11 protein-coding genes are annotated in these 12,718 nt (G+C 70.5%); 5 read left to right on the top strand and 6 right to left on the bottom strand.

Annotation, left to right across the window (positions count from 1 at the left end):
• Positions 1–217: 217 nt before the first annotated feature.
• The 4 genes from dgoD to NQO67_RS20480 all read left to right on the top strand — a co-directional run bounded on the left by dgoD (position 218) and on the right by NQO67_RS20480 (position 3,647).
• Positions 218–1,363, top strand: a complete 1,146-nt coding sequence (gene dgoD, locus NQO67_RS20495) for a galactonate dehydratase (RefSeq protein ID WP_255951525.1) — start codon at positions 218–220, stop codon at positions 1,361–1,363.
• Positions 1,364–1,596: 233 nt separating this feature from the next.
• On the top strand, positions 1,597–2,217 hold the full coding sequence (locus NQO67_RS20490; RefSeq protein ID WP_255951524.1) for a bifunctional 4-hydroxy-2-oxoglutarate aldolase/2-dehydro-3-deoxy-phosphogluconate aldolase: 621 nt from the start codon (positions 1,597–1,599) through the stop codon (positions 2,215–2,217).
• On the top strand, positions 2,214–3,296 hold the full coding sequence (locus NQO67_RS20485) for a sugar kinase (RefSeq protein WP_255951523.1): 1,083 nt from the start codon (positions 2,214–2,216) through the stop codon (positions 3,294–3,296). The genes NQO67_RS20490 and NQO67_RS20485 overlap by 4 nt, the downstream gene beginning before the upstream one ends.
• Positions 3,297–3,431: 135 nt before the next feature.
• On the top strand, positions 3,432–3,647 hold the full coding sequence (locus tag NQO67_RS20480; protein WP_255951521.1) for an FmdB family zinc ribbon protein: 216 nt from the start codon (positions 3,432–3,434) through the stop codon (positions 3,645–3,647).
• A 66-nt stretch (positions 3,648–3,713) separates the two neighbouring features.
• Here NQO67_RS20480 and NQO67_RS20475 read toward each other — a convergent pair whose 3' ends face one another.
• The 4 genes from NQO67_RS20475 to NQO67_RS20460 form a co-directional block, all read right to left on the bottom strand.
• On the bottom strand, positions 3,714–4,400 hold the full coding sequence (locus NQO67_RS20475; protein WP_255951520.1) for an O-methyltransferase: 687 nt from the start codon (positions 4,398–4,400) through the stop codon (positions 3,714–3,716).
• A gap of 86 nt (positions 4,401–4,486) precedes the next feature.
• Entirely contained in the window at positions 4,487–5,422 is a 936-nt protein-coding gene (locus tag NQO67_RS20470; protein ID WP_255951519.1) for an HAD family hydrolase, read from the bottom strand.
• A complete protein-coding gene (locus NQO67_RS20465; RefSeq protein ID WP_255951518.1) occupies positions 5,419–8,223 on the bottom strand; it encodes a phosphoribosyltransferase in 2,805 nt (934 codons plus the stop codon). Before NQO67_RS20465 ends, NQO67_RS20470 begins: the two co-directional genes overlap by 4 nt.
• A gap of 40 nt (positions 8,224–8,263) precedes the next feature.
• Complete coding sequence (locus tag NQO67_RS20460; RefSeq protein ID WP_255951517.1) at positions 8,264–9,445, bottom strand: HpcH/HpaI aldolase/citrate lyase family protein; 1,182 nt, start codon at positions 9,443–9,445, stop codon at positions 8,264–8,266.
• A gap of 263 nt (positions 9,446–9,708) precedes the next feature.
• Between NQO67_RS20460 and NQO67_RS20455 the strand changes: the two genes are divergently transcribed.
• Positions 9,709–10,593, top strand: coding sequence for a TerD family protein (locus NQO67_RS20455; protein ID WP_255951515.1), 885 nt, complete (start codon positions 9,709–9,711; stop codon positions 10,591–10,593).
• A gap of 3 nt (positions 10,594–10,596) precedes the next feature.
• Here NQO67_RS20455 and NQO67_RS20450 read toward each other — a convergent pair whose 3' ends face one another.
• A complete protein-coding gene (locus NQO67_RS20450) occupies positions 10,597–11,334 on the bottom strand; it encodes a TerD family protein (protein ID WP_255951514.1) in 738 nt (245 codons plus the stop codon).
• 208 nt (positions 11,335–11,542) lie between these two features.
• Positions 11,543–12,691, bottom strand: coding sequence for a DUF475 domain-containing protein (locus NQO67_RS20445; protein ID WP_255951513.1), 1,149 nt, complete (start codon positions 12,689–12,691; stop codon positions 11,543–11,545).
• Positions 12,692–12,718 lie beyond the last annotated feature (27 nt).

Below are 12,718 nucleotides of genomic sequence, written 5' to 3'. Positions count from 1 at the left end.
TCGTCTACGACACCCTCCATGTGATTAATTGGTAAATAACCAGAACATGAGCGAGCCTGGAACGGAACCGCATCCCACCTCCGACCCACTGGCATGCCCGGTACCGCCGCACCCGAGGCCGGGCACGGTGGCTGGCCGCGTCCGACCAGCCGAGGTGGGGCGCCGTCGATCTCCGATCAGTCGCCCGGTCCGTGTCCGTCAGGAAGGATCCCTTCAAGTGAAGATCACCCGCATCGAGACCTTCCTGGCCCCGCCCCGCTGGCTGTTCGCGCGTGTCGAGACGGATGACGGGGTCGTGGGCTGGGGCGAGCCCGTCGTCGAGGGCCGTGCGGAGCCGGTGCGGGCCGCGACGGAGGTGCTTGCCGAGTATCTCGTCGGGCAGGATCCGCTGCGGATCGAGGATCACTGGCAGGTGATGACCAAGGGCGGCTTCTATCGCGGCGGTCCTGTCCTGTCGTCTGCCGTCGCCGGTCTGGATCAGGCGCTGTGGGACATCAAGGGCAAGGTGTACGGGCAGCCGGTGTATCAGCTACTCGGTGGTCCGGTCCGGGACAGCATCCGCGCCTATGCCTGGGTCGGCGGTGACCAGCCGACGGAGATCCGTGAGGCGGTGGCCGCTCAGGTCGAGGCCGGGTTCACCGCCGTGAAGATGAACGGCAGTGGGCGGATGGCTCCGCTCGCCACGCGCGCCGATGTCCGTGAATGTCTCCTGCGTGCGGAAGCCGCCCGTGAGGTGCTGGGCGACACGCGGGACTTCGCGCTCGATTTCCACGGGCGCGTCTCTCCCGCCAATGCCCGCCGGATCCTGCCGCTGCTCGCCGACTACGCTCCTCTCTTCGTCGAGGAACCCGTCCTCTCCGACCATCTGCACTGCCTGCCTGATCTGGTCACCGCTTCGAACATTCCCCTCGCTCTCGGTGAACGCCTCTTCAGCCGGCGGGAGTTCCTCGCTCCGCTCCAGGCCGGGATCGCGGTGGTGCAACCGGATATCTCGCACGCCGGCGGGATCTCGGAGCTACGGCGCATCGCGGCGCTCGCCGAGGTGTACGGGGCGCAGATCGCGCCACACTGTCCGCTGGGTCCGGTCGCTCTGGCGGCCAGTCTGCAAGTGGCCTTCACCACTCCGAACTTCCTGATCCAGGAGCAGTCGATCGGGATCCACTACAACAAGGAAGCGGACCTGCTCGACTACGTCGCCGACGCCGAGCCGTTCCGCTTCGTGGCCGGTTCGCTGGTCCGCACCGAGCGGCCCGGTCTGGGCGTCGAGGTCGACGAGGCTGCGATCCGCGCGGCGGCCAGCAGGGGCCACACCTGGCGCAATCCGGTGTGGCGCCATGACGACGGCTCCTTCGCGGAGTGGTGATCGCCCACTCCCCCGCGACCCGCCGCCGGCCTTCCGGTCTTCCGGCCTCCCCGCCTCCCGGCCTCCCCCTTCCGTCCTCCCCGCCTCCCCCCTTCCGTCCTCCCCGCCTCCCGGCATCCCGGCCTCCTGGTCTCCTGGTCTCCTGGCTCTCGCGGCCGGATGTCCGGGTCCGCCACGTCCGTTTACCGGACCGACCCGTCCCTCGAAACTCACCCCAAGGAAGATGAAAGATCATGGACCTCATCACTGACCTGCGGCGCCTGCGGTTGGTCGGCATCGTCCGCGGCTCGGACCGGGATGCGTCCCTGCGGACCGTGCTGGCCCTGGTCGAAGCGGGAATCCCCCTGGTGGAGGTCTCCCTCAGCGGTGCCGACGCGCTGGACGTGATCCGACGCGCACGGATCGAGCTGGGCGACGACGTCTGGCTCGGCGCGGGCACCGTGCTCACCGCGGCGGACGCACGGCGGGCGGCGGAGGCCGGCGCCAACCTGATCGTGACGCCGGGCCTCGGCCCCGGGGTCGACGAAGCCGTGCGCCTCGGACTTCCGGTGCTGGCCGGAGCGCTGACGCCCACCGAGGTGATTGCCGCGGTCACGGCCGGGGCGGTGGGCGTGAAGATCTTCCCCGCGGCCACCGCGGGTGGGCCGTCCTACCTCAAGGCGCTCCAGGGGCCGTTTCCCGATGTGCCGTTCGTACCGGTCGGAGGAGTGGACGCGTCGGCCGCACGGGAGTACCTCTCCCTGGGGGCGACGGCCGTCGGTGTGGGCTCTCCGCTGGTCGGTGACGCCGCGGACGGTGGGGACCTCGACGCCCTACGTCGGCGCGCCGCGGAGTTCCTGGCGGTGTGCGGATGAGCGGGCGGCAGGCACCGGAGGCCGGCGCCGCCCCGGTCGCGGCGGGTGATGTCCTCACCTTCGGCGAGACCATGGTCGCCCTGCGCGGCAGCGGTCCGCTCAAACTCGGCGGAGCGATGCAGGTCTCCATCGCCGGGGCCGAGTCGAACGTGGCCATCGGCCTGGCCCGGCTCGGCCATGCCGTCCGCTGGGCCGGCGCGGTCGGCGACGACGAGGCCGGCGAACTGGTGCTGCGGACGCTGCGCGCCGAAGGCGTCGACGTGTCCGGTGCGTTGCACGATCCGCAGGCCCCGACCGGGCTGATCCTCTTCGAGCCCCGGCTGCCCGAGGTGACGCGGGTGCATTACTACCGCGCGGGTTCCGCGGGTTCCCGGCTCGCTCCGGACACCATCGAGCAGGCCTTCGCGCAGCGCGCCCCACGGGTGCTCCATCTGACCGGCATCACCCCGGCACTCAGCCCCTCCGCCCTGGCCGCGACCCGGCGCGCCCTGGAACTCGCGCGCGCCCATCGCTCCCTGATCTGCCTGGATGTCAATTTCCGCGCCCGGCTGTGGAGCGCCGAGGCGGCCGGTGCGGTGCTGCGCTCGTTCGTTCCCCATGTCGATGTGCTCATCGCCTCGGAGGACGAGCTGCCGTTGTGTCTGCCACCGGACGCACGTCACGCGCCTACGGAACCGGCAGCCGCCGGTGCGACGGCGGACAGCTCCGGCACCGGTCCGGGGAGCGGCACCCCCGGTGGGCTCGGCGAAGCCGCCGAACAGGCCGAGTTCCTTCTCGCTCAGGGGATCGACCAGGTCGTGGTCAAGCTGGGCGCCGACGGGGCGGTCTGCCACACCTCCCACGGCGCTGTCCGTCTCCCGGCCCGTTCGGTACGGGCGGTGGACACGGTCGGTGCCGGTGATGCCTTTGTCGCGGGCTATCTCTCCGGTCTCCTGGACGGCGAGGACACCACCGCGTGTCTCGACCGCGCCGTGACCACGGGCGCCTTCGCCGTCGCCTCCGCCGGCGACTGGGAGGGTGCCCCCACCCGCGCGGAACTGGGTCTCCTCGGCAGCACCCCGGGCACGGTCATCCGGTGACCGTGGACTCGCACGGCCCCGGTCACCGGCCCCCGTCGCCAGTCCCCGGTCACAAGTCCCCAGTCACCAGTCCCCGGTCCCCGGTCCCGCAAGTGGCCCTGCCCTGACCATGGCCCTGCCCGCTACCCTGGGCCCATGCCTCGCTACGAGTACCGGTGCCGCAGCTGCGGCGACACGTTTGAGTTGAGCCGTCCGATGGCCGAGTCCTCGGCCCCCGCCACCTGCCCGGCCGGTCATGACGACACCGTGAAGCTGCTGTCGACCGTGGCCGTCGGCGGTACCGCTGCTCCGGCGCCGAGCAGCGGGGGCGGTGCGGGCGGCGGCTGCTGCGGTGGGGGCTGCTGCGGCTGATCGACGGCCGTCCCGTCGCCGCCGGTGAATCGCCTACGAGGGGTGCCACCCTCCGGCGGCGGGTGCTTACTCCTTGCGGGCCAGCGTCAGCCCGGCCGCCAGCCCCAGCACCACCGCATCGACCCGCTCGTCGTCCACCACGGGCTCGTCGCCCGGCCTGTCCGGCTCACCGGTCCCGTTGAGTCCGTCCGGCGCGTCGGGTCCATCGGGTCCGTCGGGTCCGTCGGACTCGTGGAGGAACGCGTGGTCGACCACGAGCAGGCCACCCTGGCGGATGCGGGGCACCAGCGCTTCCCAGCACGCGGTGGTGCCGGCCCGGTCGGCGGCTATGTACGCCAGGTCGTAGAGGGGTGTGTCCGGTAGGTCGCGCAGTGTTTCCGCGACGGGACCGGTGCGCAGCTCGATGCGGTCCGCTACCCCGGCCTGCTGCCCGGCGACGCGGGCGCGTTCCGCACGCTCCTCTGAAACGTCGCAGGTCAGCAGGGTCCCGTCGGGTGGCAGTGCCGCTGCCATGGGCAGGATGGCCGCTTCCGTGATCGTCTCCGCCGCCACGATCCTGCGTGCCCCGGTCAGGCGCACCAGGAAGCCGAGCAACGGGCCGACTCCCTGAGCCGTCTCTCGGAGGGCGACCAGGGGAAGCGGTGTGTGCGTGACCTCGTCGAGCATGCGCTGCACCGGGTCGGGAGGCAGGCCTCGTCCCAGCGTGGGGCCTTGGAACCCATGGGGCGGCGAGGTCTTGTCGTCCTGGGTCATGGCCTTCCTCCTCACCCTCGTCCGAGACAGCGCAGGACCGTTGCCACTCTTGGTGAATACCCGGCACCTCCGCCAGCGATCCCGTGTCAGCGATCCGAGCCAGTAATCCGACGCCAGCGATCCGGCGTCAGCGATCCGACATCTGTCATCTGTGATCCGGCCGCACGCCGAGCCGGTGCAGCCGCGGCTGAGAAGCTCCTCAGGATCGCCTCGCCCGCAGTGACGCCGCGCTCGGGAAGCACGGTGAGCTGTGGCGCGTTCCAGCCGGTCTCCGCCAGCTCGCCGTGGCTCGGCCGCCAGGCCTGGTCCGCGGCGAGCAGCAGGTCGGAGTCGAGCAGGGAGTCACCGGCCGCGAGGAGCAGCTCGGCGCCGGTGCGCCGGGCGACCTCCCGCACGGCGGCGCTCTTCGTCAGGGGCTTCGGTACGGCGTAGACCTTGCGGCCCTGCAACGAGACCGTCCAGCCCCGCGGGTCCGCCCAGGCGGCGAGTTCCTTGATCCAATCCTGCGGAAGCCGTGCCCGTTCGACGACGAGATAGGCGAACAGGTCGTCGGCAACGCGTTCCTTGAGCAGCCAGGCGGGTTCGGCGACGCGCAGCAGGTGGGCACGGATCTCGTCGAGCGGTGCGGACTCCTCGGCGATCCTGGCGTCGACCTGCCGCCGCCAGACTTGGTCCGCGACCCCGTCGACGAGCAGCTGTCCCCCGTTGGCGCAGATCGCGAACCGTGGAGCGGGGCCGGGGAGGTGGATGCGGGCGTACTGCTGACATGTGCGGGTCGTGGTGGGCACGAAGACGGCGGCGGTACCGAGCTCCGCGAGCAGGGCGGCCGCGTCCTCGGTCATGTACGACAGCGGCGCGCCCTCGTACACCTCGACGCAGAGCAGTCGCGGCGCATCGACGTCGGGCATGCGCAGGTCCAGGGCGGCGGCCGAGTAGATCAGGGTGCGGTCGAGGTCGCTGGCGACGAGGGTGGTGCGGCCAGCGGGCACGACGGGTCCGGTGTGCCGCGCGGGAGACGTCATGAGCCGGCCACCGTCCGGCCGTCGGCACCGGTGGCGCCGCGAGTGAAACGGGGGTGGATCAGACCGACGCAGTTGTAAGGGAGGTCGTCGACGTCCTCGACCGGGACGCCTCGTTGCTCCGCGAGCAGCCGCACATGATCGAGGTCGGCGCCGGCCCCGGTACGGGCCAGGACCTTCCAGGGCACGCGGCGCAGCAGGACCCGAGTGGCCTCACCCACGCCCGGCTTGACGAGGTTCACGTCATGGATGCCGTACGTTTCGCTGATCCGCTCGACGGCGGCCCAGCCGTCCCAGGTGGGGGCTCGTTCGGTGGACAGCACCTCCTTGACCTGGGCGTCCACCGCGTCGGCGGCGTCGTCGAAGTGCGCGGATACGGTGTCCAGAAAGGCCTGGGACACATCCGCGTCCGCCAGCTCCCGGTAGTACTTGGCGCCGTGGAAGTCCCCCGGTCCGACCAGGTCGGCGCGGAGCACGGTGCGCGAGACAAGGCCGGAGACGGTCGAGTTCAGGCAGGCCGAGGGGATGAGGAAGTCCTCCCTGGTGCCATAGGTACGCACGCAGGAACCGGGATCCGCGAGGACCGCGATGTCCGGCTCGAACCTGATCCCTTCGGCCCGCTCGAACTCCGCCAGGGCCTGGGCGAGTTCGCGGGTGATGGCGCCCTTGCCGGTCCAGCCGTCGACGAAGACGACATCGGCCGGATCATGGTGGGCCGCCAGCCAGCGCAGCGCGTTGGTGTCGATACCGCGACCGCGCACGATGGAGACGGCATAGTGCGGCAGTTCCAGGCCGTGCCGTTGCTGGGCCCACCGGCGCATGAGAATGCCGACGGGCGTGCCGGCGCGCGCCAGGGATACCAGTACGGGCCGCCCGCCCCCTTGCCCTCGGGGATGCCGGAGCGGGGCTTGTGCGAGCACGAGATCGGTGACGGTCCCCACGGCCCGGGCGATGCGCGACGCAGACGTCTCCAGCGCCTGGTGGAACAGCGCCTGATAGGTGTCGCTCGGCTGGTACTCCACGGGCAGCGACTCGGCGTAGTGGGCACCGCCGTGCTGGATGGCCTCCTCGCGCTCCTCCGTCGGGGCCTCGAGCGCCACGTCGGACAGGTCCTGGAGCAGCCAGCCCACCTCGTCCGGCGGGTACGACGAGAAGTGCGGGCCGCGCAGCGGTTCGGGCAGTGGCACGGGCCTTGCGGAAGCAGGACGGGGCTCCGCGGCCGGCGCCGGGCCGGGCTCGGACGCCCGTCCGGGGGTGGGCTTCCGGTCGGGGACGTAGGACGGGACGACGGCGAGCAGGGCGTGCGGGGTGTGCCGGGCGAGCTGGGCCAGCAGTCCGTCGGGGGTGTGCAGGGCGGGGGTGTCCGCCATCGAGTCGACCACGGCCACGACCGCGTCGAAGCCGGCTCCCGCGACGTTGTAGGCATAGCGCTCGCCGGGCCCGTCGTCCGGATCGTCGTGTGCGGGGAAGACGAGACGGCTGCGGATGGCGTATCCGGGGTCGTCCACGGCGAGCACGGGGGACCGTGTGGTGGTCGAGAAGCGCACCTCGGCATGGGTGAGCTCCTGCAAGGCGACGGCCAGCCGGAGCGGGGCGTACATCAGCTCCTCGAAGCCGAGGACGAGGACGCGGGGCGTCCCACCCCGGGTGCGTCTGGCGCGCCGCTCGTCCGTGCCGACCGACGCGCTGCCGGCCGGCGTGGAGTCGCCCAAAGCGGCGTGCAGGGCGTGGCTCAGGCGTTCGGCCATGCCGGGCAGTGCGGCGTCCAGTGCGGTGCGGTGCGCGGGGGTGAAGCCGTGCCGCCCGCCGTCCGGTATGCGACACGGCCATCCCAGCTCGACCCTGGTCACGCGGCACGCGGGAGCCGTCGCCCGCCCCGGGTCCGGGTCGGCAACGTGTGCCTGCACGGAGTCGGGTTCCCGCACGGAGCTGGGTTCCCCCACGGACTCGGGTCCCCGCACGGACTCGTACCGGGCCACCAGAGCGCGCCCGGCCTCCAGGACGTCCTCGGGGAGGCGCACGGTCCCGGAGGCCGCGGCGATCAGGTCGACCCGGGTGCCGAGCTCGGCCGCGAACCCGTCGAGCCGGTCCCGGTCCTCCGGGGAGCGCATGTCGACCAGGGCCACGATCACGTACCGGGCCCGGGGGTGGCTCTGGTGCAGGGCGCGGATGGTGTTGAGCACGGTGTTGCCGGTGGAGAACTCGTCGTCGACGAGTACCAGCGGCCCGTCACCGGCAAGGAGTGCCGGGTCCTCGGGCAGCAGCAGATGCGAGGTGGCGTGCGAATGCGCCTCCTCGAAGCCGCCGGCGCCGGCCACACCGGGAACCGTGCGACGGGTGGAGTGGAGGTACGGGGCGAGCCCCACGCCGTCGGCGACGCAGTGGCCGAGCCCCGTGGCGGTCTCGGCGTAGCCGAGGACGACCGAGCGGCGCGCCTCGTCGTCGCCGAGCAGCGCGCGGACGCGCAGCCCGAGCGCGTACCCGTACTGCCGGACGACACGAGGGTCCTGCGGCACATGCTTGCCCAGCACGTTGGAGACGAGCAGGTGGGCACGCTTCGGGTTGCGTCGCACGGCGAGCCCGAGCAGTTCCTTCAGCCTGTCGCCGCCGCCGTCGTCGTGCCGCACCGCACCGCCGGGGTCGGCCGCGCCCCCCTCCGCAACGCCTGCCGCACCGGCTCCTCCGGCACCTCGGGCCCCATGCGCGTGCGTGCCTTCCGCCGATCCGCTCTCGTCGCGCCCGGTTTCCCGGCCGACGAGTTCGATTCCCAGTCGCTCGGCGACCCAGGTTCCCGACCACACCATCGTCTCCACCGTCCTCGTGCGTCCTTGTGTTCAGCCGTGTTCAGCCGGGGAGTCCGGCGGCGAGCAGCTCCACGAAACCGACGTTCTCCCGGGCGACGCCGAAGACCTCGGCGCGCCGCAGGACCCGCTCGGCCCAGGCTCGGTGGGGTTTCACCTCGTTCATCTTGTTGGTGTACGTGGAGCGCAGGACCCCGCCGCCGTCGCGGTCCGGGCGCAGGATGTCACGGGCGTCGCTGAACTCCTCGTGGCTGACGACGGACAGCGCATGGACGGGGAGCACGTGCGAGGGATGGATGCAGGTCTTGCCGAGCAGGCCGTTGGCGCGGTCCAGTTCGATCTCGCGGAGCAGCCCGTCCAGGTCATGCTCGATGAGGGCGGTACGCAGGTGCTCCGCGCGCCCGGAGAACGGGCTCTGCCGCAGCTGCGGCTTGAAGATGCGTTCCTGCAAACGGAAGTACTCCCAGACGGGCCCGGTGACGATGAAGCCGGTGCCGTCGGCGCGCCCCAGCACATTGACGACGTCACCGATCGCGCCGGCCACGATCTGCACGTCATAGGCGGTCATCTCGGGGGACCGGCGCAGTCCGTACGCCGAGCAGAAGTCGGTGACACCGAGCCGCAGGGCCAGTACCCGGTCGCGGTACTTGTCGACCGTGCGGACGATGCCGGCCAGGGTCTCCGCACGGGTCTCCAGATGCAGCAGTTCCGGTGACTCCAGGACCGGCATGGCGAACAGCCGGCGGCCGCAGTCCGCCTCTGCGCCGGTCAGGGCCTCCAGGAAGACGACGCCGCGTTCCTCGGTGAACTTGGGCAGCACGAAACCGGAGAGCAGCCGGACGGCGGGACCGAGGCGGCGCACCAGGTCGGGTATCTGTTCCGGGGCCCGCACCCGGATGAAGAGCAGCGGAAGATCGACGTCCGCGTCCCATGCGGGCGTCCCGCGCGCGGAGAGCGCGGTGAGGTGGTGGACCAGGTTCTTCTCGGCGGTCTCGACGTCGGCGTCGTCGATCGAGTCCTCCAGGCAGAGCACCATGGAGACCACGCCGTGCCGGGCCTGCTTGACGATGTCGTGGGCCAGCGCGGGCCGTGTCGCGGGGCTGTAGAGCGTGGCGCCCAGCGCCACGGACAGCAGGGCAGCGGGGGCGTCAGCGCTGAACCGGCAGGGTTGCCGGTGAAAAAGATGCTCACGCACCTCCGGCGCAAGGTGTCCGAAGTGCCGCATAAGAGTCCCCCGTCTCGTCAAGCAGGCCGACACGATATGGCCGGTAATAGTACGGAGGCGTACCTGTCTGGGACGGCGACGGGGCATGAAAATCGGGTAACTCTGCCGCATCAGGCTTTACCGCCGTACCCGTTCAGCGAGTTCCGCCCCTTCCATGCCGTCGATTCCGGCCATGCCTCATGCAAGTCACGGAGCCTCCTGGTCGTCGCCGGACTCGGGACCCCACATTGTCCCCACCCGAATCGAACAGGCAGGATGACCGTATGACAGAAGCGATGCTGAAGGGGTCGAACGTCCCGGTCGAGGCCTCGGCGGTGCGCGCCGTGCTGCGCTGGACGCCTGGCCACCACACACCGGATGTCGATGCCTCTGCATTGCTGCTGGGTTCCGACGGCAGGGTCGGCTCCGACGAGGACTTCGTCTTCTACAACCAGCCCCGCCATCCGTCGGGCGCGGTCTGGCGGCTCGGGAAGAAGCGGGACGCCGAAGGCCTCACCGACACCGTCCAGACGGACCTGACGGCGCTGGCACCGGAGGTGAGCCGGGTACTGCTGGTGGCGTCGGCGGACGACGCGCCTTTCGAGCAGGTGCAGACCCTGCGCATCGCGTTGTACGACGCCGGTTCGTATGGCGGCGAGCCGTTCGCGTACTTCGACGTGTCGCCGGAGACGGGCACCGAGACGGCGCTGATCTGCGGTGAGCTCTACCGTCGCGGGGACGCCTGGAAGTTCCGGGCGCTCGGGGAGGGCTACTCGAACGGGCTGGTCGGGCTGGCCACGGACTTCGGAATCTCCGTGGACGACATGGAGGCCGCGGCGGAGGCCGACCAGGAGACGGCGGCACCTGCGCAGCGGGAACCCCAACCCGCCGCCGCAGCTCAGTCCACCACCGATCAACCCACCTCGGCGGCCGCGGCCACCGCCGCTGCCCAGCCCGCCTACGCCTATCCGCCCTCCGCGGTCACCGAGCGCGCCGTGCCCCAGCCCGCCTACGGCTATCCGCAGCCGGCGGCCACGCAGGCCGCACCGACCCAGGCGGCGCCCGCGGGTCCGGGACCGGCCTACGGGTATCCGCAGCCGGTGGGCGCGCCGGTGGGCGATCAGGAGTTCACCCTGCCGCCCCAGGGGCCGCAGTTCCTCCGCCGCTGACGTTCAGCGCCCGGTCTTGGACTTGTACCCGCGCCCCCACTGGAGGCCCCAGCCGTAGAGCCGGTCGAGCTCGGCCTGGAAGCCGTAGACGAACTTCACCTCGCGGCGCACGGTCAGTTCGCCCTTGATGTTCTCGATGGAGAAGACGGCACATGATCGGGCCTGCGGGGCGCGTTCGTCGAGGCTGATCTCGATCCGGGGGCCGTTGCTGGGGTAGAGCGTGACGACGGCGTGGGTGCGGTCGAAGGCCGGGGTCTGGTCGTAGATGTAGACGAACACCAGCAGGCGCTTGATGTCCTCGCGGTGGTCGAGGTTGATGAAGATGGTCTCGCCGGAGCCGGAGCCGAACCGGTCGTCGCCGCTGAGCTTCACGTAGGGCGGTGCGTTCAGCTCGCCGAAGAAGTCGCCGAGGGGTTGGACGACGCCCTTGGTGCCGTCCGCCAGCTCGTACAGGCAGCCGAGGTCGAGGTCGACGTTGACCATGCTCTGGGTGTGCGCCTGGACCACGTCGGGCTTGAAGATCTTGGACGGGTGCCGCAGCACGCTGACGCGCTCGGGGGCGCCGATGTCCGAGGTGCGCATCCGCCAGGAGAGGTTGACCCGGAGATTGCCGGTGGCTGCGCCCTGTTTGGTGAGCGAGACCACGGAACGGCGTTTGGTCAGTGAGATGGAGTTGCTCGCCGCGCTGCCCGAGTCGAACTGTTCCGAGCGCCCGCGCCAGATATCGTCCCAGAAGGACATGCCACCCCCTGTGTCCTGTAATGCCACCGATGCGAATCCGTAAGGACCGCTGAGACCGCTGAGACCGCCGAGACTGCTGAGACCGTGTTGCGGGGCGGTCGCGAGGCCTGCGCCTCAGAACCGCCCCGCACTGAGCGTTCCTCATTGCGGCCGGCATCACACCGCCGGAGCGTGCAAAGCCGCCGCGACCGCCGGGAACCGGCCGAGTTCAGACCCCGGAAGACACTTCCGCTCTGTCGCCCGAGGTCTCAGCTTTTCCCTCCGCCTCCGCGAGGGCGCGGTTACGGCGCACGGAGGACCAGAAGGACCAGCCGATCAGGATGACGCCGACCAGGCCCGTGATGACCTCGTTGATCTGGTACTGGATCGTGACGAGGAGGAGTACGGCCAGCGCGCCGATGGCGTAGTGCGCGCCGTGCTCCAGGTAGACATAGTCGTCGAGGGTGCCCTGGCGGACCAGGTAGACGGTGAGGGAGCGGACGTACATGGCGCCGATGCCGAGGCCGAGCGCCATGAGCACGATGTCGTTGGTGATGGCGAAGGCACCGATGACGCCGTCGAACGAGAACGAGGCGTCCAGGACCTCCAGGTAGAGGAACATGAAGAAGGCGGCCTTACCGGCCAGACGCACCGCGTCGACCTTCTTGCCGGACTTCCTGGCTTCTTCCTCGGCTTCGTGCTCGCGCTCTTCTTCTTCCTCCAGCCGGTCCTCGAAGAACCCGGAGAGACCGCCGACGATCATGTAGGTGACCAGCCCCAGTATCCCGGAGATGAGCACCGTCTCGCCCTTGTCGGCGTGGCCGCCGCCGTGCTGGTGGGCATGGGCGGCGAAGGTCATGGAGGCGCCCAGCAGCACCAGCAGGGAGATGCAGACCGACAGCATGTCGACCTTGCCGAGCTTGGCCAGGGGGCGCTCGATCCAGCGCAGCCACTGGATGTCCCGGTCCTCGAATATGAAGTCGAGGAAGATCATCAGCAGGAACATACCGCCGAAGGCGGCGATCGCCGGGTGGGCGTCGGTCACCAGTTCCTGGTAGCGGCTCTTGTCGGTCAGGGCCAGGTTCACCGCGTCGACCGGGCTGAGTTTCGCGGTGACGGCCACGATCACTACAGGGAAGAGCAGCCGCATTCCGAAGACGGCGATCAGCACACCGACGGTGAGGAAGATCTTCTGCCAGAAGGCATTCATCTTCTTCAGGATTCCGGCGTTGACCACCGCATTGTCGAAGGACAGCGAGATCTCGAGGACGGACAGGATCGCCACGATCCCGAAGGCGGTCATGCCTCCGTAGAGCACCGCCAGGCCCAGGCCCAGCGCGGTGATCACGAAGGACCAGCCGAAGGTTTTCAGAAGCACGTGCTACCCAATCGTGTGGAGCCCCCC

The organism is Streptomyces odontomachi (assembly GCF_024435355.1).
GTDB classification, from domain to species: Bacteria; Actinomycetota; Actinomycetes; order Streptomycetales; family Streptomycetaceae; genus Streptomyces; species Streptomyces odontomachi.
The sequence above is the reverse complement of the archived record's forward strand: the minus strand, read 5'-3'. Positions and strand labels throughout refer to the sequence as shown.

Coding starts and splice junctions, on each gene's coding strand:
- NQO67_RS20470 (WP_255951519.1), bottom strand. CDS start 5,422: ATGACGTCTCCCGCGCGGCACACCGGACCCGTCGTGCCCGCTGGCCGC.
- NQO67_RS20475 (WP_255951520.1), bottom strand. CDS start 4,400: ATGACCCAGGACGACAAGACCTCGCCGCCCCATGGGTTCCAAGGCCCC.
- NQO67_RS20480 (WP_255951521.1), top strand. CDS start 3,432: ATGCCTCGCTACGAGTACCGGTGCCGCAGCTGCGGCGACACGTTTGAG.
- NQO67_RS20460 (WP_255951517.1), bottom strand. CDS start 9,445: ATGCGGCACTTCGGACACCTTGCGCCGGAGGTGCGTGAGCATCTTTTT.
- NQO67_RS20465 (WP_255951518.1), bottom strand. CDS start 8,223: ATGGTGTGGTCGGGAACCTGGGTCGCCGAGCGACTGGGAATCGAACTC.
- NQO67_RS20485 (WP_255951523.1), top strand. CDS start 2,214: ATGAGCGGGCGGCAGGCACCGGAGGCCGGCGCCGCCCCGGTCGCGGCG.
- NQO67_RS20490 (WP_255951524.1), top strand. CDS start 1,597: ATGGACCTCATCACTGACCTGCGGCGCCTGCGGTTGGTCGGCATCGTC.
- NQO67_RS20455 (WP_255951515.1), top strand. CDS start 9,709: ATGACAGAAGCGATGCTGAAGGGGTCGAACGTCCCGGTCGAGGCCTCG.
- NQO67_RS20450 (WP_255951514.1), bottom strand. CDS start 11,334: ATGTCCTTCTGGGACGATATCTGGCGCGGGCGCTCGGAACAGTTCGAC.